Origin of the sequence: Amphritea sp., from assembly GCF_050300915.1 — a bacterium.
Lineage (GTDB): Bacteria > Pseudomonadota > Gammaproteobacteria > Pseudomonadales > Balneatricaceae > Amphritea.
In genome coordinates, this window is sequence record NZ_JBNKYN010000059.1 from 1 (window position 1) to 26,798 (window position 26,798).

The following is a 26,798-nucleotide window of genomic DNA, read 5'->3' on the forward strand; positions in this document are numbered from 1 at the left end:
CGCCTCACGGCGGTTTTTATGTTTTGTCTTTGCTTTTTCTAGCAGGAAACGCAGTTTCCGTTCTCGCCACTAGCAAGCGACGAAGTCGCGTCTAGCTCCTATTCTACTCCGCCTCTTCATCGTCCGCTGGCGCTTTCCGCTTGACGATAACTGCCAACAAAATTCCCAGCTCGAAGAGCAACCACATTGGTACTGCCAGTAACGTTTGAGAGATGACATCGGGAGGTGTCAGCAACATACCCAACACAAAACAGCCGACTATCACGTATGCCCGCTTCTCTCTCAGGCTTTTAACATCGGTTATGCCACTCCACACCAACAGCAGTGTCGCAATGGGAATCTCAAAAACAACACCAAATGCAAAGAAGATCTTCAACACGAAATTAAGATAGCTACTGATATCGGTCATCACCGCAACATTTTCAGGCCCCACACTGGTGAAAAAGCCGAAAATCAGCGGAAAGACCACAAAGTAAGCAAACGCGATACCGGAGTAGAACAGCACAATACTTGACGCCAACAGCGGCACCGCAAGGCGCTTCTCATGCTTATATAAGCCCGGTGAGATAAACCCCCAAATCTGATGCAGAATCAGCGGCATCGCCAGAAAGATTGACAACACCAGGGTTAGTTTGAAGGGCGCAAAAAATGGCGACGTCACATCTGTTGCTATCATACTGGTGCCTGCAGGCAGCAGCGCTGTCAACGGTGCAGACACTATTTCGTAGAGGTTATTGGCAAAATAGAACAGACAGAGAAACAGGATAAGAACAGCCAGCAATGCCCGCATAAGGCGACTGCGCAGCTCTACCAGATGGGAGACAATTGGCTGCTCCTGATCATCCGCTGAATGGGGCTGGTTAGGGTCTATCATCGGCCTTGGTATTTTCCTGTTCAGGCTTTACTACAGTATTTGGCTCACTTCCCGCCTGATCGACACTCTTATCGTGTTCAACTGCTGCCTTAGTAGTTGCTGTGCGACCACCTTCTGCTTCTGATGCGGGCTTGCGCATCTCATTGAGTTCACGATCAAGCTCTTCCTGCTTCATCACGATCTGGCGCTTCATCTCATCCAGCCGCAGCTCTTCGCTGATCTCAGACTGAATACTGCCGAGAGTGCGCTTTGCTTTGCTCACCCACAACCCAACCGTGCGGGCCGCTACCGGAAGTTTTTCAGGCCCCAGCACCACTAACCCAACGATCGCAATTATCAAGAGTTCAGCAAAACCGATATCAAACATCTACAGCTACCTGTCGGTTACTTATCAGTTTTTGGCTCTGCTTTTGTCTGCTCTTTCGCTTCAGCCTTACCTGCATCAGAAAAATCCGCATCCGCTTCGATCTGCTTATCTTCCTCTTTAGGCTCTTCATTCATCGCCTTTTTAAACCCCTTAACCGCGCCACCCAGATCACCACCCAGATTGCGCAGCTTTTTAGTACCAAACAACAGCACAACGATGACTAAAAGAATAGCTAACTGCCACAGACTAATACCACCTAACATATTATTGTTCTCCGCTTTACTACTTGGGCGAACTACCTTCGCCAGTTAAATGAAATGGGTTTCTTTGTTCCAGGCTTCGCGCATCAGGATATCCCTGAAGCTATGCAAAGACCACTACAAGGGTTTGAGCTATTTTTGCCCAGGCCGGGAAGCCTTCTCTTCCAAGCCTGACATATCAAAACGCCGGGCAAGCTCCTCAACGACCGCTTCCGGGCGCACACCGAGATGTGACAATGCAACCAGCGTATGAAACCAAAGATCTGCGGTTTCATAAACAACATCACTGCAATCGCCACTCACCTCTGCATCTTTAGCGGCAAGAATAGTTTCTGTTGCCTCTTCGCCGACTTTTTCCAGAATTTTATTAAGCCCTTTAGCATGCAGGCTGGCGACATAGGACTTTTCAGCAGTTGCCTCTTTACGCTGCTCAAGAATATCACCCAACTGTGTCAGTACATCACTCATATAAGGCCTTACTTGTCATAAATCTTTTGCGGGTCTTTCAGAACGGGCTCAACAGCAACCCACTCCCCATCACTGAGCGTTTTAAAAAAGCAGTGTTCTCGGCCGGTGTGGCAGGCTATACCACCTAACTGCTCGACACTCAGCAGAATGACATCATCATCGCAATCGAGGCGAATATCATGGAGCTGCTGAATATGCCCGGACTCTTCCCCTTTACGCCATAACTTCTGCCGTGAACGCGACCAGTATATAGCCCGTTTCTCCTGCACCGTTAATGCAAGCGCTTCACGGTTCATCCAAGCAACCATCAATACCTTTCCAGACAGGTGATCCTGCGCGATTGCCGGCACCAGCCCATCGCTATTCCACCGAACCTGATCTAACCACAACTCTGTCATATCAATATTCTTCAAAATCTAAGCAGGCAAGAATACCTGATCCCATGCCTCACTACTATCCCCTGACTATCCCCGAAACAAGGGAGGCGGCAAGAGTAGTAGTTTATTGTTGCAATTCAGTGACGCAGCAGTAATACGGCAGCGGTACCGCCCAATAACCAACTGATTACTGGCAGTTCGCTGACCACGAACATCGGGTCATTTACTGCAAATCCCAGCGCAGCGATAAAACACACCAGCCCCAGCCAGCGGCCTTTCTGATTACGCTGTTGCTGGAGTTCCTGACGGGCAACACTCAGAGCAAGCATATCCCTGCGCCGGCTATCCTCCAGATTTTTAAGCTGATTCAGGGCGTCATATGCCATCTGTGGCAGATGAGGCATTTTATCTAACCAATCAGGCGCTTGTTGTTTCATAGAACGATAGACCGCTTTCGGCCCCATCCGTTCTTTCATCCAGCGCTCAAGGAAGGGCTGTCCGGTTTCCCACAAATCCAGCTCGGGGTAGAGCTGACGTCCCAACCCCTCAATATTCAGCAAGGTCTTCTGTAACAATACCAGCTGCGGCTGAACCTCCATATTGAAACGTCGGGCGGTCTGGAATAAACCCATCAGCACCATACCGAACGAGATATCTTTCAGAGGCTTTTCAAAAATAGGCTCGCATACACTGCGGATAGCCGTTTCAAATGCCTGCACATTGGTATCCGGCGGCACCCAGCCGGAATCGATATGAAGTTGCGCAACCTGGCGGTAGTTACGTTGAAAAAAGGCCAGAAAGTTACGTGCCAGATAGCTTTGGTCTTCCGGCGAAAGCGAGCCCACGATGCCAAAATCGACGGCGATATATTGCGGTGATGAGGGGTGTTCCCGGGAGACAAAGATATTTCCCGGATGCATATCGGCATGGAAGAAACTATCGCGAAACACCTGGGTAAAGAATATTTCGACCCCCTGCTCCGCCAGCTTTTTCATATCCGTATTCTGAGCCTTAAGCTGTTCAATATCAGCCACTGGAATACCGTGAATCCGCTCCATCACCAATACATTCTGGCGAGTCAGATCCCAATAGATCTCCGGCACATAGAGAATGGGAGAGTTTTCAAAATTACGCCGAATCTGCGAACCGTTAGCAGCCTCTTTACGCAGGTCCAGTTCATCAAAAATAGTATTTTCATAATCAGCAACCACCTCTACCGGCTTCAGCCTGCGGCCCTCAACCCACAAAGCCTGCACCAGCTGAGCAATGGTATACAGCACCGCCATATCTTTTCTGATGGTCTTTTCGATGCCGGGGCGAATCACTTTCACCACCACCTCTTCACCGTTGTACAACAGCGCCTCATGCACCTGCGCAACCGACGCAGACGCCATCGGTGTGGCATTGAACTCGGCAAAAATCTCTTCGACCGGCGCATTCAATGCCCGTTCAATCAACTGCTGCGAATAGGCACTCTCGAAAGGAGGCACCTGGTCCTGCAACTTTTTAAGCTCCAGCGCCAGGTCATCAGACAGAAGATCTCGCCGGGTGGACAACATCTGACCAAACTTGATAAACACCGGCCCCAGCTCTTCCAGAGCCAAACGTAACCGCTGCCCCTGGGACTTAGAACCTACCGGGATCAGGTAACGCCAGAGCATCAGGTTTATCAGCAGGCGGGCATACCAATGCAGGTTAAGCTGATCAAAAAGGGTATCAAGCCGGTATCGAGCAAAAACCCGTACAATTTTGAAGATTCGGAGTAAACGTCGCACCGCTGTTAGGTTCCGTGGTCAGTTGTTCTGGAATAAGGCAGGCATATTGCCTACATCGGTCTACAAGGTAAAGACCTGCATCATACCGGAGTACCAAAGCTTAACCCAGCTCAATACGATTCCGTCCCAGACGCTTAGCTTCGTAGAGTGCTTTATCCGCCCGACCAAACAGGTCTTCAATCGAATCGTCAGATTGCACCTCGGCGACCCCCAGAGAGAGTGTAATCTGCACCGGCTGGCCATGAAAATTGAAAGGGCTGCATTCAACAGCATGGCGAATTTTTTCCACCGCAGACACTGCTTGCTCCTCCGAGGTCCCTGGCATCAGGATAACAAACTCCTCACCACCGTAACGGGAAACAAAATCAGTAGAGCGGCACTGCCGGGTCAGAATTGCAGCCACCAGACGGAGTACCTTATCACCCGCCTGATGGCCATAAGAGTCATTAATTCTTTTAAACAGATCAAGATCAGCAACCGCTATCGAAAAGGTCTGACCATAACGCTTCCAGCGCTCAAATTCGAAGGTAATCTGTTGATCATATCCGGCTCTGTTCGGTAATGTTGTCAATGAATCAGTCAATGCTTTATGCCGCTCTGCCTCCACGTGGACTTTCATCTGCTGAGTCTGCACCTCCATCTGTTCAAGGCGGGACTGGAGCTGAAGATAACGCTCGTGCAAGCGTTGCTCACGGCTTTCCTCTTTCTGTTTAAACAGGTCAACTGACTTTACAATGTTCATTAACTGGGACGATACATTGCTCTTTAACTGCTGCAGGTCGTTCGATTCCTGCATCGCTTGCTGTATCGCCTGAACATCATAGCGAATCCCATTGCTCAGCAGCTCAGCCTCTTCATCCAGCCGTTCATCCTGTTGACTGGCTTCAACATATGCCTGTACTTCCGCTAACTGGCCAGTGAGATTGAGCAGATAGTCTTCAAAGTCTTCGCTATTGTAAGAACTGATCCTGCCCACCAGGCTTACAAGATCCTGAATAATCTCAGGCAGCACGCTGAGCGACAAGCCTCTTTCGATTCTGCTAACCAGCTCCCGCGCCAGGGACATCTCTCCCTGGGGGATGTGCAGACCTGACATCAAGCTGAGTAGTTCAGACGCTATTTTCTCTAGCAGCTCCTCATCTTCATGCCCCAGCTCTTCGAGAATACCGTGCTGTCGTCCGCCGTTAAAATCATCGGTCAGAATATGTGCCTGCAGAGCCACCAGATCATTGATAACAGACGAGATTTCAGCAAGCCGACCAGAGAAAGGGGCCAGCGCTTCCTCAACCGAGCTTAAACGCTGGTTGCTCAAATCGGTAGTCAGGTTCAGTCGTAGCTGGTATATCCATTTCTTCAGCCCCTGCAGTAACTGATTGCGGTGCTGTTGCTGTTCCAGGTCCAGCCCCCGCAACTGTTTCTCAACCAGGCTAATAGTCTCTGGCTTAGCAACTTTATCGGTTTTAATCTGCTCACAGAGGTTTTTTAAAGACCGGTCAAGCCCTTCTGACTGCCCATCAAGCACTACAGACATCTGGAATACAAGTCGTTGCAGTGGCTGTTCCTCAAGCAGAGCCTGGAGCTTATCCACCTCTTCAGAAAGTAATTTGTAACGCTCTTTCCAGTCGTCCTGTTCCATTACCTATACCTGTGAACCGACCAATAGATAAACCAATAACAAGCTTTTATGTTATGTCAGATCAGACACCACAAGCCAGTCTCTTGGCGGCGTTCGCTACCCAATTTGCAATAAAAAAGCCGCTAAATGCGGCTTTTTTGATACAGACCAGCTCTACTGAGCATTCTTCTCTTTCTCAATCAGATATTCAGCAACTTTAAGCATCCCGGCATGACCACCGGCTTTATCAGCGGTCACCAGATATTTACCATTGACGATCAGGGTCGGCACACTCTGGATACCATAACCTTTCAGCTTTGACGCGCCCTGATTCATACGCATATTGACTGCAAAAGACTGGGTCATTTTTGTGAATTTGTCTTTATCAACTCCCAGATCAGCATAGTAGTTCGCCAGATCGTCCATACTGTTAAACCGGCGACGCTCTTTATGCAGCGCATCGAAAGTGGCCTGGTGGGTTTTATCCAGATCATGAAGGATCTCGGAAGAGTAATATGCCCGGGCTAATGGCTCCCATGACCGGGAAAACACCACGGGAATACGCACAAAATCCACACTATCCGGTAATTTAGTCACCCAGCTGTGCAACAGTGGTTCAAAATGAGCGCAATGGGGACACAGATAACCAAAGGCCTCAACGACCTCAACTTTTGCTTTATCAGTAGTCGGAACCGGCATAGCAATCACATCATAGTTGACACCGGCCTTATACTCCTCTGCCTGAGCGATGACCGCGGTCAGGGTCATTAATAACCCAATAGCGAGTGTTCTAAACATATCTGTCTCCAACCTTTCAGAAAATCAGTCTCTTATGACCGGCCAATATGCGTCAAGTTCAGCCCTGGCGCAATTATTTTTGCCAATAAAAAAGGCAGCTTACGCTGCCTTTCCTGACTCAGAGCTGAATCTTAATTCAAGCCCTGGATATAGCTGGCAACCGCCTGGATCTCTTTATCGCTCAGCTTCGCAGCAATTGTGCTCATCATCGCCTGAGGATCGTTAGCACGGGTGCCCGCACGGAAGTTTTTCAGCTGGGTCTCAACATACTGCGCATGCTGACCACTCAGTGCCGGGTAGCCTGCTGTTTCAATACCTTTACCCTCTGGACCATGACAAGCGGTACAGGCAGCTACACCCTTATCAGCAACACCGGCGCGGTAGATTTTCTCACCCGCAGCAACCAGATCCGCTTTTGCGGCGCCGACCTGAACGGTCTTAGAAGAGAAATACGCAGCGATATCTGCCAGATCCTGATCATTCAGGTTAGTCAGAAGACCGGTCATTTCTACAACGGTACGATTGCCTGCTTTAATATCCTGCAACTGTTTCAGCAGGTAACTCTCATTCTGCCCCGCCAGTTTAGGAAAGTTGCCGACAGCACTGTTGCCATCAGCTCCGTGACATGCACCGCAGATTGCGGTTTTACCCTGTCCTTTAGCAGCATCTCCCGCCGCATGTGCAACACTTATGATACTCACGCTTGCCAGTATGGCGATCAGTAGTTTATTCATCGACTAACCCAGACTCTTGCTATAGATTGCTAACGGTTTCTGTCACAATCTGAAGCTAATCGGATTGAAACAGGGCGACCAAACTAACACCCGGGCTGGTGTAATATTACAGCCACAGGTAGAATTCCGCCGGGATTATAACCTAATATCCACACAAACTGGAACGATAAATGTCTGTATTTACAGGCTGATAGGCAAAAAGTATATGTCTTTACCCCAAATTCAGTACCATCTGACACGTTTTAACACCAGCGCAAGCAAACTTAGCCAGTGTCCCGAGGACAACGGCGCAGAAGTTGCGTTTGCAGGTCGTTCCAATGCTGGTAAATCCAGTGCAATTAACACGCTGACCAACGCAAAGCTGGCCCGCACCAGTAAAACGCCGGGCCGGACACAGCTGATTAACTTCTTCGATACCAATGTGGAAGGGCTGCGCATCGTTGACCTGCCGGGTTATGGTTACGCCAAAGTCCCTATCGCGATGAAAGAGCACTGGCAGAGACACCTCGACGATTATCTGCAGAACCGTGATTCTCTTCGCGGTGTTGTTCTGATGGTTGATATTCGTCACCCCCTGAAAGAGTTTGATCAGATGATGATCCAGTGGTGCAGCGAAGCTGCGATGCCACTCCATATTCTACTAACCAAAGCCGACAAGCTGAACCGGGGCGCAGCACAGAATGCGCTGTTAAAGATGAAGCAGGATCTGGATGTAAAAAACAATCCGTTGCTCACGATACAAACTTTCTCCGCACTGAAAACAACCGGTGTCGACCAACTGCGTGAACAGCTCAACCACTGGTTACTGAACGATGACGGGGAAGATCAGGCAAGCGAATAAACCGGCCCGGATAAAAAAAGCTCTCGAATCATTAAAAGGGGAACACTGTGATTTCGAGAGCTTCAAGGCATACTTGTTGCCATATGCTTAGTAGATATGAGAGCCGCCCCTGGCGGGGTAAACTAATATGACTCTCATAGTATTGAGACGCGCTGTCCCTGAATAAGTTCCTCTGACAGACTCATCTATAATGCGCTGATCCCCTGCCGCTCAGTGCGCCTGATCCCAGTTATCACCGGTTCCCGCTTCCACCAATAGTGGCACGTCCAGAGCCGCAGCTGACTGCATCAACTCAACCAGCTGCGCTGATACCGCCTCCACCTGAGCATCCGGCACTTCAAGAATCAACTCGTCGTGTACCTGCATAATCATCCGGGCGCCGCTATCACTGCCCTGCAACCAGCGATCCACTTTAACCATCGCCTTTTTAATAATATCTGCGGCAGTCCCCTGCATCGGCGCGTTGATCGCAGTACGCTCAGCCGCCTGACGGCGCATACCATTGCTGGCCTTAATCTCCGGCAGATACAGACGACGACCAAACAGAGTCTCCACATAGCCTTTTTCAGCCGCCTGCGCCCGGATATCATCCATATAACGCTGCACACCGGGATAGGTTTCAAAGTAGTGATTGATATAGGTTTGCGCTTCATTCCGGCCGATGCCCAGCTGCTTCGCCAGACCAAATGCGGACATGCCGTAGATCAGACCAAAATTGATCGCTTTAGCGCTGCGGCGCTGATCTGAGGTTACATTCTCAAGCTCAACACCAAACACCTCCGCAGCGGTCGCCTTATGAACATCGGCCCCCTGGGCGAAGGCTTTCAGCAGCCCCTGATCCTGAGACAGGTGCGCCATAATACGCAGCTCGATCTGAGAGTAATCTGCGGCCACCAGCTTATAACCTTCTGGAGCCACAAAAGCCTGACGGATGCGCCGGCCCTCGGTGGAACGGATGGGGATGTTCTGCAAATTTGGATCGGAGGAAGAGAGTCGGCCAGTGGCGGTTACCGCCTGATGATAGGATGTATGTATCCGCCCGGTGGCCGGATTGATCATCTGTGGCAGCTTATCGGTGTAGGTGCTCTTCAGTTTACTCAGGCTACGGTGCTCAATAATCATCTTCGGCAGTGGGTAATCCAGTGCCAGTTCCTGCAACACCTCTTCTGCAGTTGATGGTGCGCCTTTCGGAGTTTTCTTAATCACCGGTAGCTTCTGCTGATCAAACAGAATCTCTTGCAGCTGCTTAGGCGAACTCAGGTTGAAGGGGCCACCCGCTAACTCATGGGCTTTCTGCTCCAGCTCAACCAGCCGTTCACCGTGTTCCCGGCTCTGAATGGCCAGTTGCGTCGCATCAACCATAGCGCCGTGCTGTTCCATGCGGGCAAGCACCTGAATCAACGGCAGTTCTATATCGGAGAAGACGCTTTCCAGTGCCGGATCCTGCGCCAGCTTGCTACTCAGCACCTGATGCAGACGCAGGGTGATATCCGCATCTTCAGCCGCATAGGGTGCCGCCTGCTCCATCTCGATCTGATTGAAGGTCAGCTGTTTCTTACCTTTGCCAGCAATCTCTTCAAACTTAACGGTTTTAACCCCCAGATAAAAATCTGCCAGAGCATCCATATTGTGTCGCGAAGCGGTCGAGTTCAGCGCATAGGATTCGAGCATGGTATCAAACGCTATGCCTTTCAGTTCAATGTCATAACGCGCCAGCACGTTCATATCATACTTAATATGCTGCCCCACTTTTTTGTGGGATTCGCTCTCCAGCAACGGCTTCAGCTGTTTCAGCACTGCATTACGATCCAGCTGTTCAGGCGCGCCCATATAGTCGTGGGCAACGGGCAGATACGCAGCCTTGCCCGGCTCTACCGAGAAAGAGAGGCCAATCAGGTTGGCCTCCATGTAGTTGAGACTGTCGGTTTCGGTGTCAAAGGCAAACAGTTCAGCGCTCTCCAGCACCTTAAACCAGCGGTCAAATGCGGCCTGATCGAGAATCGTTTCATAGACGATCTCGTCCGGCAGCTGCGATTCATTCTCTAACGCTTTAGCACCGTCCGCCGCTGCAGCATCCAGCTCACTGATCCAGCTGCGAAACTCACACTGCTGAAACAGTTCCAGCAACTTCTCGTTATCGGCCTCGGGCACCGGTATATCTTCTATGCCACATTCCAGTTCGAGATCAGTTTTAATCGTTGCCAGCAGGTAGGAAAGCTCCGCCGATTCCCGATTTTCTTCCAGCTTCTTGGCCATGGTTTTCGAACCACGAAAGCCCAGCGCCGCAATTTTATCCAGATTGTCATAGAGATCCTGGATGCCACCGATCCCCTGTAACAGCGCCAGAGCGGTTTTTCCACCCACTCCAGGCACACCCGGAATGTTGTCGACCTTATCCCCCATTAGCGCCAGATAGTCGATAATCAGCTCCGGCGGAATTCCAAACTTCTCATTTACTCCGTCGACATCCATATGGGTATCATTCATGGTGTTGATCAGGGTGACATGCTGATCCACCAGCTGTGCCATATCCTTATCGCCGGTGGAGATAATCGTATTCAGCCCCTTAGCACTTGCCTCCCTGGCCAGGGTTCCAATCACATCGTCCGCCTCAACACCCTCAACGGCGATCAGAGGAAACCCCATCGCCCGGACAATATTATGGATCGGCTCAATCTGCGTCCGCAGATCATCCGGCATGGATGGCCGCTGCGCCTTGTATTGCGGATAGATATCATCGCGAAAGGTTTTCCCTTTGGCATCGAACACCACAGCCACCGGACTTTGCGGATACTGTTTAATCAGACTGCGTAACATGCTGGTCACCAGTCGCACGGCCCCGGTTGGCACCCCTTCAGAGGTGCGCATATCGGCTTGCTGAGCCGCGAAAAAGGCCCGGTACAGGTATGAAGATCCATCGACTAAGATAATAGGGGGAGTAGTTGCGGTCATGGTTTTGCAGTCATTGTCCGTCTGAAAAGAGTGTGGCCGGAGTATCGCATCGGCCCCGAGGGCTCCATCATATTCGATTCCGTGGGCTGCCTAAAGCTCTGTTGCGCATTTCAGCGGTAATGGCCACGCTGGCAAACACAAAGATACCCTCGCTAAACGCCCTGTCCCCGTGGCTCAGCCAGCGCCAGCCAGCGGGTTACAACCGTTTCTGCAAAGCGCTGCTGGGCATCCTGATACAGAACAAAGTCATTGTCCGCCTGATCAATCATCTGACTGACTAGCGCCTGATCGCGGTTCGGATTACCGATCAGTTCACGTTGATTCCAGGTGGCGGTGATCTGCGGGTCAACCTCGAAGTGGCACTGAAAACCATAGATATTTGAGCCTAACCGGTAGGCTTGATTCACCACTTGATCCCCCTGCATTAGCAGCGTTGCTCCGTCTGGCAGGGCAAAGGTATCGGAATGCATTTCGAATAGCTGTTGCTGACTCTGCAGCCCCTGAAATAACAGGTCATCCGCTGCGGCATCGGTCAGCTGCAACGGGGTAAAGCCATATTCAAGAAAGCTCTGCGGCCGCACCTCCGCGCCAAAGGCGTAAGCGATAGCCTGAGCCCCTAAACAGGAACCCAGAACCGGTTTGTCCTCAGAGACAAACTGTCGAATCAAGGCAGACAGTTGATCAAAATAGGGGCGCAGTGACGGGTCATACACACTGACCTCGCCGCCAAATACGATCAGAGCAGCATAGACGTCAATATCCTCCGGCAAAGCATCACCATGCCGCCGGTAAACCCACTCAAGGCGATGGCCCCGGGCCTCAACCACTTTGCCGATGACACCGGATTCAACCGGACCATTCATACCGCCTGCCATAATGGCCAGAATTCTCATTTTTCGTGGCCCTCGTTGAGATACTCATCCAGACCCGGGCTGCGATAGCCGGTGTCGGTCCAGGTAATCGGGAAATAGCTTTCATCCAGCTCATTACTGCCGAACTTCTTGTAACGGCCGTAGATCGGGCCGTTCCCTACCTTCAAATTAGCCGGGTTAAACTCAATATCAGCCTGAAAGTAATGCATCGCCAACGCCCGGCGCGGCACATCTGCATTATTGATACGCGACCCATGCCATAACCAGCCATCATGGAAAGCACCACCGCCGGGAGGGACTTCAATCGGTACCAGCTCTAACTCGAGATCATTCGCTGCCGCCCATTCACGCACCTCTTTCAGGTCATCTTCAGGGCCGTGAAACTGCATAATCGGCTTAGCTTCACCCCATTTGTGGGAACCGCGGATATAAACCAGCGTGCCGCCTGCGGCAGTGGTCTGGTCCAGCGCCAGCCAACAACTGACCAGCTCCGGCTTATCGATCCAGGTCGAATACATACTGTCCTGGTGAAAGCCGATAGACCGACCCGCGACCGGTTTCCACAGCAGGTTATCGATCATCAGACGGGTGCCGCTCCAGCCTCCCAGTTGTGCACACACACGCCCCATCTGTTCAGACAATACCTGTCGGGCAATGGTCAGATCCGATTTCCAGGCATTACAGATCTGCCTGGTAAAGGGGGGACTCCCCTCCGGCAGATTCACCTCATCCGGACGGATACCGGTCTCATAGAGACCCTGTTCAAAGATCAGCGGAAAACGTTCAAGAATATCTGCCGCCGCTTCAGGCTCAATAATTTTGTCGACGATCAGAAAACCATCTTTACGGAACTGCTCAATCTGCTGTTGTGTAAGCTGAATCATGATGAAACCCCTGTTAATAAAAAGTCAGATAACGGTCGATCTCCCAGGCGGATACCGTCGCCTGGTAGGCGTTCCACTCCTGCCGTTTAAGGGTGATATAGTTGTTGATCAGTTGGCTGCCCAGCGCCTCAGCAAGTAACACATCCTGTTCCAGCGCCGTCAGGGCATCTCCGAGAGTTGCCGGTAGTCGGCTAACGCCCAGTTCTGCCAGTTGCACCGCCGTAAGATCGTAGAAGTTGAGACTCTGTGCCGGCGGCGGCGACAGCTCCCGCTCGATACCATCAAGGCCTGCAGCAATGATTGCGGCGGTGGCAAGATAGGTATTCATCGCGCCATCACCGATACGTACTTCGATACGCCCATACGGGATACGCACCATCGCTGAACGGTTGTTATCCCCATAGGCAACATATACCGGCGCCCAGCTGGGACGGCCGGGGGTACCGGTGACCAGCCGCTTGTAGGAGTTCACGGTGGGACAGAGAATAGCGGTCAGTGCCGCTGCATGCTCAAGAATACCGGCAATAAAATGGTAAGCGGTCTTTGATAACCCCATGCCGCTGTGGTCAGACTCATCCAGAAACAGATTGTTGCCCGCCTCATCCACCAGCGAACAGTGCACATGGGTGCCGTTACCCGTTGTAGTGGCACTTAACTTCGGCATAAAGCTACAGATTGCGCCCATCTCGTTGGCGATTTCACAGGCCGCCATTTTAAAAAACTGCAGATTATCAGCGGAGACCAGCGCTTCGTCATATTTGTAGTTCAGTTCAAACTGGCCATTCGCGTCTTCATGATCGATCTGGTACACCTCCAGACCGGTGGACTCCAGTGTTTTATGCAACTCTCTCAGATAGGTGGCATTACGGGTGATCCCCTTATAATCATAAGTGGGTGTCTCCAGGGTATCAGTGCGATCAAACGGTACGATAGTGCCCGCCTCATCACGGCTGAGCAGATAAAACTCTGGCTCCAGCCCCGTCATCAATCGCTGCCCCCGGGCAGCCAGTCGTGCAGTCTGCGTTGCCAGAACATTACGCGAGTCCAGACCGAATCGCTGCCCCCCGACATAACCAAACCCCCGGATAGAGGCAAAGCCCGGCATCCAGCGCATCAGTTTAAGGCTTGAGAGGTCCGCTATGAGGATATATTCCGGGTCCTGCGGGCTCATGTAGAACCCCAGCACCGCGCCGCCGGCAAAACCGGCACCCTCATGACAGAGCATTTTTAAACAGCTTACGGGCACCGCTTTACTTTTGCTGCAGCCATGCAGATCAACAAACTGCGCTAACAGGTACTCGACGCCGTTATCAGCGAGAAAGCGTTCCGCTGACTGGAGTGCATCCTCGTCCGGGCATTGCCACACGGTTGTGGGTGTTTTAGTTGAATCAGACATCTCATCTCGTCCTCTGTCTATATATGATGAGATGAGTGTCGCAGAGGCAGGCCTGTTTTCCCTTGACCGCAGAAATCAGAGTTTTGACATTTAACGCCAACTTACTCTGGCGCGGGGTTACGCATAAGAGCGGTTAGTTCATAAGCCGACGAGGTTAACGCTTAACCGCCTGGCGCCACTGGCTGGGAGGGACATTTTTCCAGCGCATAAACGCCCGGGTAAATGCGCTGAGCTCCGAATAGCCCAGCCGGAAGGCGATTTGCGACAAGCTGAGCTGATCATAAGACAGATAGTAATCGGCCAGTTCCTGCCGGGTTACCTCCACAATCGTCTTAAACGACTGATTTTCCGCTGACAATGCCCGCTGCAGTGTGCGGGGCGACTGCAACAGACGTTCTGCCACCTGTTCCAGAGACAGCTCGCCAGAAGGCAGCAGATCAACCACCTCACCGCGCACCCGTTGTGCCACTGACAGCCGTTGCGCCACACTGCCCGATAGCTGAGCAATAGCATCCAGCGTGATGCCATGCAGAATCGGATCGGCATCGGGCATCGGCGAGTCGAGGCAACCCGCACGGAAAAAGATAAAGTTACTCTCCCGCTGAAAGCTGACATCACACTGGTATGCATCACGATGCTGCAGTGCATCCACCAGTGCCGGATGCTGAAAATGCACCGCCAGTGGCGTCCAGTCAGGCCCCAGCCCGCGGCGTAAGACGTTATTCAGCATGCCGATGGTGACCTCAGCATCCTGGCGGCGATCCCTGATATCACCATCTAACAGGCGATACTCAAGCGAGCAGATACCCTTATGCTGCGTCAGCCGCAGCAAGCTATTTTTCTGAAATACGTTAAATGAACTCAGCATCCCCTCCAGTGCATCCCTGAGCGTGGGCGCAGTGATCGCGTGATAACCAAACACCCCCAGACCCTCTGGCTGAAACCGGGCACCGAAGCTCAGGCCAAAATGTTCATTACCGGTACTGCAGGCGGCCTCATGCATCGAGTTACAGAAACTCTGCAATGGAATAGGCACATTGGGTTTTTTATACATCCCCGGCTGCAAACCCGCCCGTGAGAGTACGACTTGACTCTGGCCTCCCTGCTGATCAATAAACTCCTCCAGGCCAAAGGTCACCGAACCCAGCACGGTAGACTCATTTCGAGGGTTAAGCTGAAGAGCGCTAAATTGAGCATTCATAGTAATCGGCCCCTGTTTGCAGATGTAAACAAACACCTGCATCTTTTATGCCCAACCGCCTCTCCCCGACAAACGCCAGCGGAATCACCAGCCACTCCCGTAACTGGCAGCACAACGCACTGTTTCAGCGCAACCCCGACTGGCCTGCGCCAAACTGGCAACCCGCAACGCATACACCGGAAGAGATTCAGATACCTGGATATTCACACATCAGCTACGCTATAGAAGGAAGTATTTCTGGTCATGGTATTGCAGTCATTGACCGTCAGGAGATATTGTTATCGGGTTTACTGCCCGGGACTCAGATGGCGCAGTCACAGTTCATGGAGTGATTATGAAAAGAAGAATGGTTATGAAAAAAGTAGTGTTTCTCTTTACCCTGTTGTGTTCGATATCTTTCGCCCCTGTAGTAACAGCAGATGTATTACCTGAATTTGATGACAACGAGCCGGTGGTCACCATCCGTCACGGCGAAAAGGCGACTTACTTTGAGTACCGGGTTAATGGCAAACTGAAAGAGATTAAAGTCGAGCCCGTCGTAGGCAAAACCTATTATCTGCGGCCCACCGAAGATGGTGAGTTTCAGAAGTTTGAAGACTCAACCCTGATGTTGCCCAAGTGGATTTTGTTCAGCTGGTAATTAATAAGCGGTATTTATGGCAGTATATACAGAGGTAAGCCAGTCAGATCTTGAAAACCTGCTGCAGGATTTTCAACTGGGTCAGCTGATCAGTTTTAAAGGTATCGACGGCGGTATCGAAAACACCAACTACTTCGTTACGCTCTGCGGCGAAGATCAGCAGGAGAGTGAGTATGTGCTCACTCTGTTTGAAGACCTTAATCAGGATGAAATGCCCTACTTTGTCGAACTGACTACCTGGCTGGCTGACCGGGGCTGCCCCGTGCCTTTTCCATTCAAAGACAGCAACGGTATCGGCCTGAAAACCCTGCATAACCGCCCGGCACTGCTTCAGCCACGCCTGCCCGGTAATCATATTGAAGCCCTGACAGCAGAACACTGCCAGCAGATCGGCGCAGCCCTGGGGCAGTTTCATCAGGCCGGTCGTGATTTCTACCTGCAGCGTCAGGCCCATCGCGGAGTTTTCTGGTGGCGGCGGGAGTCGCAACAGATTGCCAGCAAACTCAGTACCGAAGATGCGCAACTGCTGCGCACTGAAGTGACACTGTTCGAACAACTGCGGGAACAACCCTGGAACCTGCCTCAGGGCGCAATTCATGGGGACCTGTTCCATGATAACGCCCTGTTTCAGGAAGATAAGCTGAGCGCGATTCTGGATATCTACAACGCCTGCACCGGCTACCTGTTATATGACCTGGCCATTGTCGCCAATGACTGGTGCGTTAATCCGGATGGCTCGATTGACCCGCAACGGGAGCAGGCACTACTGACCGCCTACGATCAGGTCAGACCTTTCGAAGAGAATGAATACCTCGCCTGGCCACAATTGGTAAGAACCGCCGCGATGCGTTTCTGGCTATCACGACTGATCCCGGCCCTGGACCCGAACACCACTCAAAAGATCAAAGACCCGGAAGAGTTCCGCCGGATACTGCTACAGCGGATAGCGACACCCGCGGCGTTGCCATAGTCATGGCCGGTGGCTAGCAGGATTTTCTGAATATCTCATGCGGAGCGTCAACTTTTCCCTTTTAATGCTCCACTATTTTCAGCCCTTTGATATTCCGGATAAGAAGGCTTTTCCTAACCCCTAGCAAGTCACGTTTTTAGTGACATCTAGCGACTAACGACTGCTCTTACCCGCTTTGCATCTGGCCTCCAGCCGCCCCGGCGGCTATAATCCCCACTGAATATTTATACAGCTATCTGAAGAAGCCCTATGGACGTATCCCATCTCCTTGATTCACTCAATGAAGCCCAGCGCGAAGCGGTTTCTGCGCCGGTGTGTAATATGCTGGTGCTGGCCGGTGCCGGTTCCGGCAAGACCCGGGTGTTGGTACACCGGATCGCCTGGCTGGTACAGACCGAGGGGCTCTCGCCTTACTCGATTATGGCGGTTACCTTTACCAATAAAGCGGCCAAAGAGATGCGCGGGCGAATTCAGGAGCTGATGGGGCTGAACCCCAGCGGCATGTGGGTAGGAACATTCCACGGCCTGGCACACCGCATTCTGCGGGCTCACTGGCGTGATGCCGGGTTGATGGAAAACTTCCAGATTATGGATTCCGATGATCAGTTACGGCTGATCAAGCGGCTGGCAAAAGAGATGAACCTCGATGATAGCCGCTGGCCTGCCCGGCAGTTTCAGTGGTATATCAATGCACAGAAAGATGAAGGTCTGCGGGCCCGTCATATCGACCCCGGCGGCGACCCTAACACCAGAGTGATGGTAAGCGTTTACTCCGCCTATGAGGACGCCTGTGATCGCGGCGGCATGGTCGATTTTGGCGAGCTGCTGCTGCGCTGTCTGGAACTGCTGCGAGACCATAACCCGGCGCTGCTGGAACACTATCAGGAGCGTTTCTGTTATATTCTGGTAGACGAGTTTCAGGACACCAACTCGATCCAGTACGCCTGGCTGAAGATGCTCTGTCAGCCGCTCGATCCGCGTAAGCCAAAACCGGAAAAGCTGATGGCGGTGGGTGATGATGACCAGTCGATCTACGGCTGGCGCGGCGCCAAGATCGAAAATATCCAGCGTTTCAATCAGGACTTCAAAGATACCATGGTGGTCAAGCTGGAGCAGAATTACCGCTCTACCAATACCATTCTGCAGGCCGCCAACGATGTCATCCGTAATAACCAGGGCCGCTTAGGTAAAGAGCTGCGTACCGAGCAGGCCGATGGCGAACAGATCTCCCTCTATGCCGCCTTCAACGAGCAGGACGAGTCCCGTTTTATTGTCGATCAGATCGACAGCTGGGTGCGCCAGGGCAACCTGCGTAGCGAAAGCGCCATTCTGTATCGTTCCAACGCCCAGTCCCGGGTATTGGAGGAAGCCCTGATCCGCGCCGGGATGCCCTACCGCATCTACGGCGGACAGCGCTTCTATGATCGTCTGGAGATTAAAAACGCCCTCGCCTACCTGCGCCTGGTGAGCAATCGCGATGATGACACGGCGATGGAGCGGGTTATCAATGTGCCCACCCGCGGTATCGGCGGCAAGACCATTGAAGAGGTACGTCTGCACGCCCGTACTGAGGGCGTGTCCATGTGGCGCGCCTCTAACGAAGTGATCGAGCTCAATAAGCTCAGTGCCCGTGCAGCGAATGCCCTGCAGGCCTTTATCGATCTGGTGAATCAGATCGCTCAGGAAACCGAGGGCACCGACCTGCATGAGCAAACCGAACACGCGATCAAAAAGTCCGGCCTGATTGAGCATCACCTGAAAGAGAAAGGTGAAAAGGCCCAGGCCCGGGTGGAAAACCTTGAGGAGCTGATCAGTGCCGCCCGTCAGTATCTGTCGACCTGGCAGCCAGACAAAGAGGGCAACGAGAACAGCACCCCGCTGACCGCATTCCTTGACGATGCCGCGCTGGATGCCGGAGAAGCCCAGGCGGAAGAGCATCAGGACTCGGTACAACTGATGACGCTGCACTCGGCCAAAGGGCTGGAGTTTCCCCTGGTGTTCCTCGCCGGGATGGAGGAGGGCCTGTTCCCCCATAAGATGTCGATTGAGGAACCCGGTCGCCTCGAGGAAGAGCGACGACTGTGTTACGTGGGCATCACCCGCGCCATGCAGAAACTGTTTATTACCTATGCGGAATCCCGGCGTCTGCACGGCAATGAAACCTTTAACCGCCCCTCCCGCTTTATCCGTGAAATACCCGACAGCTGTCTGGAGGAGGTGCGCCTCAACGCCAGTATCAGCCGGCCGGTAACGGCCCGGCAGCCGCAACGCCCGTCAATGTTTGATCACGCCGAAGTACCGGACACACAGATCATTCTCGGCCAACGGGTAAGTCATCAGATTTTCGGTGACGGGATTGTGGTGAATTATGAGGGATCGGGGCCAAAAGCGCGGGTGCAGGTTAATTTTGATGCGGAAGGCAGTAAGTGGCTGGTGGTTGGCTATGCCAATCTACAGCCGCTCTGATGGTTCAGCAAAGGCAGAATAAAGCCGTTACTCGCTGCCTTTTTACTGTGCTTCCGCCAGCCTTGACCGCTAGAATGTTCTGAAACAGTCTGAGAGGACGCGGAATGTTACACAGAATCTGGCTGGGTTTTTTCCTCCTCGCGTTTGTCGGGGGGCTATATCAGTGGCTGGCGCTGGGCGATGCTGAGGTGTTCCAGCGCATGGTGCAGTCAACCTTCGATATGTCGAAGCTTTCAGTGGAGCTGGCACTGGGGCTGATCGGCACGCTGGCGTTCTGGCTGGGCATCATGAAACTCGCCGAAGCCGCCGGGCTGGTGGAAAAGCTGGCGAACGGTCTCAGCCCACTGTTTACCCGCCTGATGCCAGAGGTACCCAGAGGCCATCCGGCGATCGGCTCGATGACCATGAACCTGTCTGCCAATATGCTCGGGCTGGATAATGCCGCTACGCCGCTGGGGCTGAAAGCGATGCAGGATCTGCAGCAGCTTAATCCGGATAAAGCGCGCGCCAGCAACGCCCAGATTCTGTTTCTGGTGCTGAATACCTCATCGGTTACCCTGTTCCCGATCACTGTGTTTCTCTACCGCGCCCAACAGGGCTCACCTGACCCCACCTCGGTTTTTATTCCCATCCTGATCGCCACCTGCTGTTCCACGCTGGCGGGTTTGCTGGCGGTTGCCTGGGTACAGAAAATCCGCCTGTGGGAGCGGGTGACGCTGCTTTATCTCGGCGGATTTTTTGCTTGTTTACTGGCGTTTATCGGCTATTTCGCCACCCTGACCGTTGACCAGTTGCAGCAACAATCATCACTGATCGGCAACCTGATGATCTTCAGCGCCATTATCTGCTTTCTTGGGGTCGCCCATCTGAAAGGAGTCAACATCTATGAAACCTTTGTCGAGGGGGCTAAAGAGGGATTTTCCGTCGCCATCATGATTATCCCCTATCTGCTGGCAATGCTGGTGGCCATCGGCGTATTTCGTGCCAGCGGCGTCATGGAAGGTGCGATCTGGCTGCTACGGGAGGGGGTTTCACTGCTGAGTGTGGATACCCGTTTTGTTGATGCACTGCCTACCGCACTGATGAAACCCCTGAGTGGTTCAGGTGCCCGGGCGATGATGCTGGATACCATCAGCACCCACGGCGTCGATTCATTCGCCGGACGCCTGGCGGCGATTATTCAGGGATCAACGGAGACCACTTTCTATGTGCTGGCGGTCTATTTTGGCTCGGTTGGCATTCGTCACACCCGCCATGCACTGGCCTGCGGCCTGACCGCAGACCTGGCAGGCATTGTCAGTGCGATTGTGGTGGGATACTGGTTCTTTGGTTAATTAACTTACTGACCGAAATCCAGCGCCCGGATATGCCCATGCCCATCAATCGCCACCTGAACACATTCGGTCTCAGACACTTTCCGCAGATCACGGCCATCAGGGCAGCAGCCCCAGATCTCAACATTGATACGCAACGAGCTGGTGCCCTGCTCTTTAATCTGGGTATAGAAGCTCAGAATAGTGCCTTCCAGCACCGGCGCCATAAAGCTCATCGCGCCAATAGAAACCGTTGCAACCCGGCCTTCAGCCGCCTCTCCCGCTCTGATTTCGGCAGCCAGAACCGCCTGCGATGCAACCCAGCCACCATACACATCGCCAAACATATTGGCGGCAGCCCCTGATGCTGGACAGCGAAGGCTAAGTTCACCTTCGGGCTTTAACAGTGTTTTGTCGGTATTCATATCAGCTGGGTTCCCGCTTTGTATTTATATTGGCAGGACATATTTTACTATCAACTACCGGACTAAGGTCTAGTTAAAAACGGTCTGTTCTGCCTGATACACCCAAAAAAATCTTTCAGGCTGTCACATAGTTGTCACACAACGCCCTTATATTGCGTTCATCGAATCAACACTGATCGTTTTAAAGCGTATTCAAACCATCCTCTGTGGAGCTTGTAATGAAACCAATGAAGAAAATTTTTGCAGCCGTTGCCCTGACCGCAACTTGCATGACTGCATCTGCAGTTGACCTGCTGGATCCGAACCTGCCAACTTACACTAAGTCTTCCGGCGTTTCTGGTAACCTGTCCTCTGTCGGTTCCGACACTCTGGCTAACCTGATGACTATGTGGGCTGAAGAGTTCAAACGTAACTACCCTAACGTTAACGTTCAGATTCAGGCTGCTGGTTCTTCTACCGCTCCACCCGCTTTGACCGAAGGTACTTCTAACATGGGTCCAATGTCCCGTAAGATGAAGGACAAGGAACTGGAAGCGTTCGAAAAGAAATTTGGTTACAAGCCAACAGCAGTACCTGTTGCGATTGATGCCCTGGCAGTATTCGTCAACAAAGATAACGCAATTGAAGGCCTGACTATTCCTCAGGTTGATGCGATCTTCTCTTCTACCCGCAAATGTGGTCTGACTGATGAAGTTAATACCTGGGGTGATGTAGGTGCAACTGGCGCTATTGCTGCTCAGGGTTTCCAGATCTTTGGTCGTAACTCTGTATCCGGTACTTACGGTTACTTCAAGAAGCACGCCCTGTGTAAAGGTGACTACCGCAACAACGTGAATGAGCAGCCAGGGTCTGCCTCTGTTGTTCAGTCTGTGTCTACTTCTCTGAACGGTATCGGTTACTCCGGTATCGGTTATAAGACCTCTTCTGTTCGTGCCCTGCCACTGACTAAGAAAGCCGGTACTCCGTTTGTTGAAGCAACTCCGGATAACGCTCTGAACGGCTCTTACCCACTGGCTCGTGCGCTGTACATCTACGTCAACAAGAAGCCTGGTCAGGATCTGGCCCCACTGGAGCGCGAGTTCCTGAAGATGGTACTGGCTAAAGTCGGTCAGGAAGTGGTTGTTAAGGATGGTTACATCCCTCTGCCAGCCTCTCTGGTTGAAAAGCAGATGAAAGAACTGGGTCTGTAATACAGATGAGGTTCCGGGTCTGAAAACAGGCCCTCCCTGCTAAAGAAGGAGCCCTGACGGGCTCCTTTTTTTTGTATGTAAAAGTTTTATTACAGCGCTGTAACATTTCTGTCATGAACTATGTTTATCTTTGCGCCATCACTTTTATCATTGTAGAAATATGTCATGAATATAGAGAACAGCTCCGTTATTCCTGATCTGGATTTTAATTCGCCGGCGGCCCGCCGCGGACGTAAATTCCGGGCCTTTAAAGACAAGGTCGCCACCGTTGGCATCGGCATGGGAGGCGTGAGCGTCATCATCGCGATCCTTTTGATTTTTTTCTATCTTCTCTATGAAGTCATCCCCATGTTTCGCGCGGCTGAAATTCAGCAGTGGGAGCAGAATGGTCAGGTTGTCGAACCCTATGCGGTACCCGGTTCGGGTAAAACCCTCTACCTCGCCATGGAAGAGCAGGCCGAGATCGGCTTACGGGTGACTGACCTCGGCGAGATGTTGTTTTTCAGCACCACGACCGGCGAAGTGTTAAAGAGCATTCAGGCTGAGCTGCCTGCCGATACCCAAATCGTCAGTTTTGCCCTGGTGTCCGAGAACAGTCACACCTTTGCTCTGGGCCTTAGCAACGGTCAGGCGCTGGTATTCAAACATGAATATAAGTCGACCTATCCGGATGGCCAGCGGGTGATCCTGCCAACCATTACCTACCCTTTGGGTGAACAGCCTATCGATGTCGCCAGCGTTGCTCTGGAACAGCTCACCGTTAGCGGCAATGAGGGTAGCTACGCGCTGATCGGTGGTAATCAGGGCAACCTGAAAGCAGTCTTTATCTCTCAGACCGAAAACCTGTTCACCGGTGAAGTTGAGTTAGAACAGTCCTCCACGGCGCTGCCAGACCTGGGTATCAAGATCAAGAAGATGTTGTTGATGCCCGACCTTGCCTGGTTATTCGTAGCCGGAGAGAGTGGCAAGATGGCGGTAGTCAGCCTGCGAGATCATGACGACCCGACTATCACTCAGGTACTGAATGCATCATCCAGCAAGATCACTACATTTGATCTGCTTTTGGGGGGCAATGCGATTCTGCTGGGCAATGAGAAGGGCGAAGTTTCTGAATGGTTCCTGGTGCGTGACGAACAGGGTGCCTGGCAGATGACTAAGATTCGCTCTTTCGATACCGGCACAACACCTATCGTTGACCTGGCCATTGAGCACCGCCGCAAGGGCTTTGCGACGATTGATACCGCCGGTGATCTGCGCCTCTATAACACCACAGCAAACGTCAATGTGCTGGTGCATAAAGTGGCGGAGGCAAACGCCTCAATGATCGCGATGGCGCCGCGTGCTAATGCCTTGCTCGTTGAACAGGGTGGCAAACTGAAGCTGTGGCACATTGATAATGAGCACCCGGAAGTTTCCTGGAGCGCACTCTGGGGTAAGGTCTGGTATGAGGGCTATGATGAACCCAAATACGTCTGGCAGTCCTCTGCGGCCAACAACGACTTCGAGCCGAAGTTCAGCCTGATGCCGCTGGCATTCGGCACCCTGAAAGCGGCCTTCTATGCGATGATCCTGGCGACCCCGCTGGCGATCTGTGGTGCAATCTATACCGCCTACTTTATGGTGCCTTCGCTGCGTCGTAAGGTGAAACCCTTTATCGAGCTGATGGAAGCCCTGCCAACGGTTATTCTGGGCTTTCTTGCGGGCCTCTGGCTGGCACCCTTTATGGAGGAAAACCTGCCGGGCATCTTTGTCACCCTGCTGTTGTTACCACTCGCGGTGCTGGCGTTTGCCTTCGGCTGGGCGCAGATGCCGAAAAAGGTGCGCTGGCTGGTGCCGGATGGCTGGGACGCCCTGCTACTGATTCCGGTGATTGTGCTTGCCACCTGGCTCAGTATCGCCATCAGCCCTTCACTGGAACTGGTACTGTTTGATGGCAACATGCGCCACTGGCTGACCAACGACCTGGGAATCGCCTATGACCAGCGCAACGCCATGGTTATCGGCATCGCCATGGGCTTTGCCGTCATTCCAACCATCTTCTCAATCACCGAGGATGCGATCTTTGCTGTGCCTAAACACCTGAGTTACGGCTCACTGGCGCTGGGTGCTACCCCATGGCAAACCCTCACACGGGTAGTGATGCCAACCGCCAGCCCCGGTATTTTTTCAGCGGTGATGATCGGTATGGGTCGTGCCGTTGGTGAAACAATGATTGTACTGATGGCAACGGGTAATACACCGATTATGGACGCCAACATATTTGAAGGGATGCGTACTCTGGCAGCGAATATTGCGGTTGAGATGCCCGAATCTGAGGTGGGCAGTACCCACTTCCGTATCCTGTTCCTGGCAGCCTTTGTACTGTTTATGTTTACCTTTGCGGTCAACACCATGGCCGAGGTCATTCGGCAGCGGCTGCGCAATAAATATGGCTCCCTGTAACCTGAGTTGTTGAGGAAATTAAAGAATATGAACATCTCAGTAAAAGAGTGGTTTAAATCCGGTTCCCCCTGGGTATGGCTGAACGCCGGTGCCGTTGCTATCAGCATCATCATGGTGGTCGGTTTGCTCGGACTGATCGCCGTCCGTGGTCTGAGTCACTTCTGGCCCGCAGATATTGTTCAGGGCACCTATACCGTTGATGGTCAGTCAAAAACGGTGATTGGTGAAGTGGTAGAAACCAATGAAGTACTGACTAAACAGCTGATTGAAGCCGGTATCAAAATACCGGACAACAGCGAGTTCTCTATTCGTCACCTGCTGAAAGTGGGTAACCGTGATGTTAATGGCACTGACTTTACCTGGGCACTGGAGCACTTTTTCACCGACCAGACCCACCCGGCTATGCTGTTTACCGCTGAACGTCGTGAATGGGGCAACCTCTACGGTTACCTGCGCTCCATTAAAGAGTCCGGCAAGGAGGTTCTCCGCTACGATGGGAATGATAAATCGGCTGAATATCTGGCACTCTGGAATGAACTCGACAAGCGGGTTGATCGCGCTCTGCGTATCCATGACGATATTCTGAAGATTGAGAAGCAGGAGATCGGTGCAATCAACTATGAGCTGGAGCGTCTGCGTCTGAAAGAGCGGGGCCTGCAACTCGACAACGTCACCGACCAGGCCCCTTATGAGGCGATCAAGCAGCGCCGTAAAGAGCTGGATGCGGATTATGAAGGCTTGCAGCAACGGCTGCTGGACCTGTACACCGAGATTAATCGTGATTCCATGACCGCAGAGGTTGCCGGTGGCAAAGTGGTCGAGGTTCAACTGGCAAAGATTGTACGCATCTTCCGCCCTAACGATATGAATATTGGTCAGAAGATGGGGCACTATGCAGCCAAACTCTGGGAGTTTGTCAGTGATGACCCGCGTGAGGCTAATACTGAAGGCGGCATCTTCCCAGCGATCTTCGGTACCGTGATGATGGTGCTGCTGATGTCACTGCTGGTAACACCGTTTGGCGTTATCGCCGCCGTTTATCTGCGTGAATATGCCAAGCAGGGGTTTGTCACCCGGCTGATTCGCATCGCGGTAAATAACCTGGCCGGTGTCCCCTCGATTGTCTATGGCGTATTTGGTCTGGGTTTCTTCGTTTACTTTCTCGGTGGAAACATCGATGATCTGTTTTTTGCCGCCGCCAAACCCGCTCCAACATTCGGTACTCCGGGTCTGCTGTGGGCATCACTGACACTGGCACTGTTAACAGTACCGGTGGTGATTGTGGCCACCGAAGAGGGCCTCAGCCGGATTCCCCGGGCGGTTCGCGAGGGCAGCCTGGCACTGGGCGCCACCAAGTTTGAAACCCTGATGAAAGTGGTGCTGCCGATGGCCAGCCCGGCGATGATGACCGGTGTCATTCTGGCGATCGCCCGGGCTGCCGGCGAGGTAGCACCGCTGATGCTGGTGGGGGTGGTTAAACTGGCTCCGAGCCTGCCGCTGGATGGTAACTATCCGTTTATCCACCTGGATCAGAAATTTATGCACCTGGGCTTCCACATCTATGATGTGGGCTTCCAGAGCCCTAACGTCGAAGCAGCACGGCCGTTGGTCTATGCCACCGCCCTGCTACTGGTTCTGGTTATCGCGTTGCTGAACATGTCAGCGATTGCGATCCGTAACCATTTACGCGAAAAATACAAAGCGCTTGAGATGTAAGCCGAACACTAGATAGGTTTAATGATGACTATGGAAGCTACTAAGACCCATTCAATCGATATTTCCGCTCTTCAGCGCCAGAACCAAAGCCTGCGCCTTGAAGATGAAACCATTGCCCTGACAGTGCGCGACCTCGAGCTATTCTATGGCGAGAAGCGGGCGCTGCATGGCGTCTCTATGGATATCCCGCAAAACCGGGTAACCGCCTTTATCGGCCCGTCC

At 52.4% G+C, this 26,798-nt stretch carries 24 protein-coding genes and 1 pseudogene; 10 read left to right on the top strand and 15 right to left on the bottom strand.

From position 1 onward, the window contains the following. Nucleotides 1-103: 103 nt before the first annotated feature. The 9 genes from tatC to ACQY8X_RS14820 form a co-directional block, all read right to left on the bottom strand. Nucleotides 104-874 (bottom strand): twin-arginine translocase subunit TatC, encoded by a 771-nt coding sequence (gene tatC, locus ACQY8X_RS14780; protein WP_428035908.1) that lies wholly within the window; start codon nucleotides 872-874, stop codon nucleotides 104-106. Next, nucleotides 861-1,241, bottom strand: a complete 381-nt coding sequence (gene tatB / locus ACQY8X_RS14785; protein ID WP_428035909.1) for a Sec-independent protein translocase protein TatB — start codon at nucleotides 1,239-1,241, stop codon at nucleotides 861-863. Before tatB ends, tatC begins: the two co-directional genes overlap by 14 nt. A 17-nt stretch (nucleotides 1,242-1,258) precedes the next feature. Then, complete coding sequence (gene tatA / locus ACQY8X_RS14790; RefSeq protein ID WP_428035910.1) at nucleotides 1,259-1,504, bottom strand: Sec-independent protein translocase subunit TatA; 246 nt, start codon at nucleotides 1,502-1,504, stop codon at nucleotides 1,259-1,261. A 129-nt stretch (nucleotides 1,505-1,633) separates the two neighbouring features. Beyond that, nucleotides 1,634-1,969, bottom strand: a complete 336-nt coding sequence (locus ACQY8X_RS14795) for a phosphoribosyl-ATP diphosphatase (RefSeq protein ID WP_428035911.1) — start codon at nucleotides 1,967-1,969, stop codon at nucleotides 1,634-1,636. 8 nt (nucleotides 1,970-1,977) lie between these two features. Next, nucleotides 1,978-2,367, bottom strand: coding sequence for a phosphoribosyl-AMP cyclohydrolase (gene hisI, locus ACQY8X_RS14800; RefSeq protein WP_428035912.1), 390 nt, complete (start codon nucleotides 2,365-2,367; stop codon nucleotides 1,978-1,980). A gap of 116 nt (nucleotides 2,368-2,483) precedes the next feature. Then, on the bottom strand, nucleotides 2,484-4,121 hold the full coding sequence (gene ubiB, locus ACQY8X_RS14805) for a ubiquinone biosynthesis regulatory protein kinase UbiB (RefSeq protein ID WP_428035913.1): 1,638 nt from the start codon (nucleotides 4,119-4,121) through the stop codon (nucleotides 2,484-2,486). Nucleotides 4,122-4,221: 100 nt separating this feature from the next. Then, nucleotides 4,222-5,757, bottom strand: coding sequence for a GGDEF domain-containing protein (locus tag ACQY8X_RS14810; RefSeq protein ID WP_428035914.1), 1,536 nt, complete (start codon nucleotides 5,755-5,757; stop codon nucleotides 4,222-4,224). Nucleotides 5,758-5,910: 153 nt separating this feature from the next. Further along, complete coding sequence (locus tag ACQY8X_RS14815) at nucleotides 5,911-6,534, bottom strand: thiol:disulfide interchange protein DsbA/DsbL (RefSeq protein ID WP_428035915.1); 624 nt, start codon at nucleotides 6,532-6,534, stop codon at nucleotides 5,911-5,913. 131 nt (nucleotides 6,535-6,665) lie between these two features. Then, on the bottom strand, nucleotides 6,666-7,268 hold the full coding sequence (locus ACQY8X_RS14820) for a c-type cytochrome (protein ID WP_428035916.1): 603 nt from the start codon (nucleotides 7,266-7,268) through the stop codon (nucleotides 6,666-6,668). A 205-nt stretch (nucleotides 7,269-7,473) separates the two neighbouring features. On the opposite strand from ACQY8X_RS14820, the gene yihA reads away from it, so the two are divergent. Further along, complete coding sequence (gene yihA / locus ACQY8X_RS14825) at nucleotides 7,474-8,109, top strand: ribosome biogenesis GTP-binding protein YihA/YsxC (RefSeq protein WP_428035917.1); 636 nt, start codon at nucleotides 7,474-7,476, stop codon at nucleotides 8,107-8,109. Between the two features lie 210 nt (nucleotides 8,110-8,319). Here the strand turns inward: yihA and polA are convergent, their stop codons facing one another. From polA to qhpR, 5 genes are all read right to left on the bottom strand, one after another. Next, entirely contained in the window at nucleotides 8,320-11,061 is a 2,742-nt protein-coding gene (polA, locus tag ACQY8X_RS14830; RefSeq protein WP_428035918.1) for a DNA polymerase I, read from the bottom strand. A gap of 152 nt (nucleotides 11,062-11,213) precedes the next feature. Continuing rightward, the gene (locus ACQY8X_RS14835) at nucleotides 11,214-11,954 is read right to left on the bottom strand and encodes a type 1 glutamine amidotransferase (RefSeq protein ID WP_428035919.1); all 741 of its coding nucleotides are present in this window, start codon (nucleotides 11,952-11,954) and stop codon (nucleotides 11,214-11,216) included. Continuing rightward, nucleotides 11,951-12,817 (bottom strand): phytanoyl-CoA dioxygenase family protein, encoded by an 867-nt coding sequence (locus ACQY8X_RS14840; protein ID WP_428035920.1) that lies wholly within the window; start codon nucleotides 12,815-12,817, stop codon nucleotides 11,951-11,953. The genes ACQY8X_RS14835 and ACQY8X_RS14840 overlap by 4 nt, the downstream gene beginning before the upstream one ends. A gap of 13 nt (nucleotides 12,818-12,830) precedes the next feature. Beyond that, nucleotides 12,831-14,213: a type III glutamate--ammonia ligase gene (gene glnT, locus ACQY8X_RS14845; protein ID WP_428035921.1), complete on the bottom strand. Its 1,383-nt coding sequence runs from the start codon at nucleotides 14,211-14,213 to the stop codon at nucleotides 12,831-12,833. Nucleotides 14,214-14,367: 154 nt separating this feature from the next. Continuing rightward, nucleotides 14,368-15,414, bottom strand: coding sequence for an AraC-like transcriptional regulator QhpR (gene qhpR / locus ACQY8X_RS14850; RefSeq protein ID WP_428035922.1), 1,047 nt, complete (start codon nucleotides 15,412-15,414; stop codon nucleotides 14,368-14,370). Between the two features lie 47 nt (nucleotides 15,415-15,461). On the opposite strand from qhpR, the gene ACQY8X_RS14855 reads away from it, so the two are divergent. The 5 genes from ACQY8X_RS14855 (at nucleotide 15,462) to ACQY8X_RS14875 (ending at nucleotide 20,824) form a co-directional block, all read left to right on the top strand. Then, entirely contained in the window at nucleotides 15,462-15,746 is a 285-nt protein-coding gene (locus tag ACQY8X_RS14855; protein WP_428035923.1) for a hypothetical protein, read from the top strand. A 20-nt stretch (nucleotides 15,747-15,766) separates the two neighbouring features. Further along, nucleotides 15,767-16,054 carry a DUF2782 domain-containing protein gene (locus tag ACQY8X_RS14860; protein WP_428035924.1) on the top strand — a complete coding sequence of 96 codons (288 nt, stop codon included), beginning with the start codon at nucleotides 15,767-15,769 and terminating at the stop codon, nucleotides 16,052-16,054. 16 nt (nucleotides 16,055-16,070) lie between these two features. Continuing rightward, a complete protein-coding gene (locus tag ACQY8X_RS14865; protein WP_428035925.1) occupies nucleotides 16,071-17,024 on the top strand; it encodes a homoserine kinase in 954 nt (317 codons plus the stop codon). Nucleotides 17,025-17,273: 249 nt separating this feature from the next. Next, nucleotides 17,274-19,490 carry a DNA helicase II gene (gene uvrD / locus ACQY8X_RS14870; protein WP_428035926.1) on the top strand — a complete coding sequence of 739 codons (2,217 nt, stop codon included), beginning with the start codon at nucleotides 17,274-17,276 and terminating at the stop codon, nucleotides 19,488-19,490. 104 nt (nucleotides 19,491-19,594) lie between these two features. Continuing rightward, nucleotides 19,595-20,824 (top strand): nucleoside recognition domain-containing protein, encoded by a 1,230-nt coding sequence (locus tag ACQY8X_RS14875; protein ID WP_428035927.1) that lies wholly within the window; start codon nucleotides 19,595-19,597, stop codon nucleotides 20,822-20,824. Between the two features lie 5 nt (nucleotides 20,825-20,829). Here the strand turns inward: ACQY8X_RS14875 and ACQY8X_RS14880 are convergent, their stop codons facing one another. Further along, nucleotides 20,830-21,228 carry an acyl-CoA thioesterase gene (locus ACQY8X_RS14880; protein WP_428035928.1) on the bottom strand — a complete coding sequence of 133 codons (399 nt, stop codon included), beginning with the start codon at nucleotides 21,226-21,228 and terminating at the stop codon, nucleotides 20,830-20,832. Nucleotides 21,229-21,446: 218 nt separating this feature from the next. On the opposite strand from ACQY8X_RS14880, the gene ACQY8X_RS14885 reads away from it, so the two are divergent. The 4 genes and pseudogenes from ACQY8X_RS14885 to ACQY8X_RS14900 form a co-directional block, all read left to right on the top strand. Continuing rightward, the gene (locus ACQY8X_RS14885; protein WP_428035929.1) at nucleotides 21,447-22,418 is read left to right on the top strand and encodes a PstS family phosphate ABC transporter substrate-binding protein; all 972 of its coding nucleotides are present in this window, start codon (nucleotides 21,447-21,449) and stop codon (nucleotides 22,416-22,418) included. 165 nt (nucleotides 22,419-22,583) lie between these two features. Beyond that, nucleotides 22,584-24,860: an ABC transporter permease subunit gene (locus ACQY8X_RS14890; RefSeq protein WP_428035930.1), complete on the top strand. Its 2,277-nt coding sequence runs from the start codon at nucleotides 22,584-22,586 to the stop codon at nucleotides 24,858-24,860. Between the two features lie 27 nt (nucleotides 24,861-24,887). Next, nucleotides 24,888-26,576: a phosphate ABC transporter permease PstA gene (gene pstA, locus ACQY8X_RS14895; RefSeq protein WP_428035931.1), complete on the top strand. Its 1,689-nt coding sequence runs from the start codon at nucleotides 24,888-24,890 to the stop codon at nucleotides 26,574-26,576. Nucleotides 26,577-26,600: 24 nt separating this feature from the next. After that, nucleotides 26,601-26,798 (top strand): annotated as a pseudogene (locus tag ACQY8X_RS14900) (phosphate ABC transporter ATP-binding protein); the annotation flags it as partial.

Bases quoted from the DNA above. Each gene is read 5' to 3' on its own strand.
- qhpR (WP_428035922.1), bottom strand. From the start codon at position 15,414: ATGAATGCTCAATTTAGCGCTCTTCAGCTTAACCCTCGAAATGAGTCT.
- tatB (WP_428035909.1), bottom strand. From the start codon at position 1,241: ATGTTTGATATCGGTTTTGCTGAACTCTTGATAATTGCGATCGTTGGG.
- ACQY8X_RS14840 (WP_428035920.1), bottom strand. From the start codon at position 12,817: ATGATTCAGCTTACACAACAGCAGATTGAGCAGTTCCGTAAAGATGGT.
- pstA (WP_428035931.1), top strand. From the start codon at position 24,888: ATGAACATCTCAGTAAAAGAGTGGTTTAAATCCGGTTCCCCCTGGGTA.
- ACQY8X_RS14795 (WP_428035911.1), bottom strand. From the start codon at position 1,969: ATGAGTGATGTACTGACACAGTTGGGTGATATTCTTGAGCAGCGTAAA.
- yihA (WP_428035917.1), top strand. From the start codon at position 7,474: ATGTCTTTACCCCAAATTCAGTACCATCTGACACGTTTTAACACCAGC.
- tatC (WP_428035908.1), bottom strand. From the start codon at position 874: ATGATAGACCCTAACCAGCCCCATTCAGCGGATGATCAGGAGCAGCCA.
- polA (WP_428035918.1), bottom strand. From the start codon at position 11,061: ATGACCGCAACTACTCCCCCTATTATCTTAGTCGATGGATCTTCATAC.
- ACQY8X_RS14865 (WP_428035925.1), top strand. From the start codon at position 16,071: ATGGCAGTATATACAGAGGTAAGCCAGTCAGATCTTGAAAACCTGCTG.
- ACQY8X_RS14880 (WP_428035928.1), bottom strand. From the start codon at position 21,228: ATGAATACCGACAAAACACTGTTAAAGCCCGAAGGTGAACTTAGCCTT.
- hisI (WP_428035912.1), bottom strand. From the start codon at position 2,367: ATGACAGAGTTGTGGTTAGATCAGGTTCGGTGGAATAGCGATGGGCTG.
- ACQY8X_RS14875 (WP_428035927.1), top strand. From the start codon at position 19,595: ATGTTACACAGAATCTGGCTGGGTTTTTTCCTCCTCGCGTTTGTCGGG.
- ACQY8X_RS14815 (WP_428035915.1), bottom strand. From the start codon at position 6,534: ATGTTTAGAACACTCGCTATTGGGTTATTAATGACCCTGACCGCGGTC.
- ACQY8X_RS14890 (WP_428035930.1), top strand. From the start codon at position 22,584: ATGAATATAGAGAACAGCTCCGTTATTCCTGATCTGGATTTTAATTCG.
- ACQY8X_RS14810 (WP_428035914.1), bottom strand. From the start codon at position 5,757: ATGGAACAGGACGACTGGAAAGAGCGTTACAAATTACTTTCTGAAGAG.
- ACQY8X_RS14860 (WP_428035924.1), top strand. From the start codon at position 15,767: ATGAAAAAAGTAGTGTTTCTCTTTACCCTGTTGTGTTCGATATCTTTC.
- glnT (WP_428035921.1), bottom strand. From the start codon at position 14,213: ATGTCTGATTCAACTAAAACACCCACAACCGTGTGGCAATGCCCGGAC.
- ACQY8X_RS14820 (WP_428035916.1), bottom strand. From the start codon at position 7,268: ATGAATAAACTACTGATCGCCATACTGGCAAGCGTGAGTATCATAAGT.
- ACQY8X_RS14855 (WP_428035923.1), top strand. From the start codon at position 15,462: ATGCCCAACCGCCTCTCCCCGACAAACGCCAGCGGAATCACCAGCCAC.
- tatA (WP_428035910.1), bottom strand. From the start codon at position 1,504: ATGTTAGGTGGTATTAGTCTGTGGCAGTTAGCTATTCTTTTAGTCATC.
- ACQY8X_RS14885 (WP_428035929.1), top strand. From the start codon at position 21,447: ATGAAACCAATGAAGAAAATTTTTGCAGCCGTTGCCCTGACCGCAACT.
- uvrD (WP_428035926.1), top strand. From the start codon at position 17,274: ATGGACGTATCCCATCTCCTTGATTCACTCAATGAAGCCCAGCGCGAA.
- ACQY8X_RS14835 (WP_428035919.1), bottom strand. From the start codon at position 11,954: ATGAGAATTCTGGCCATTATGGCAGGCGGTATGAATGGTCCGGTTGAA.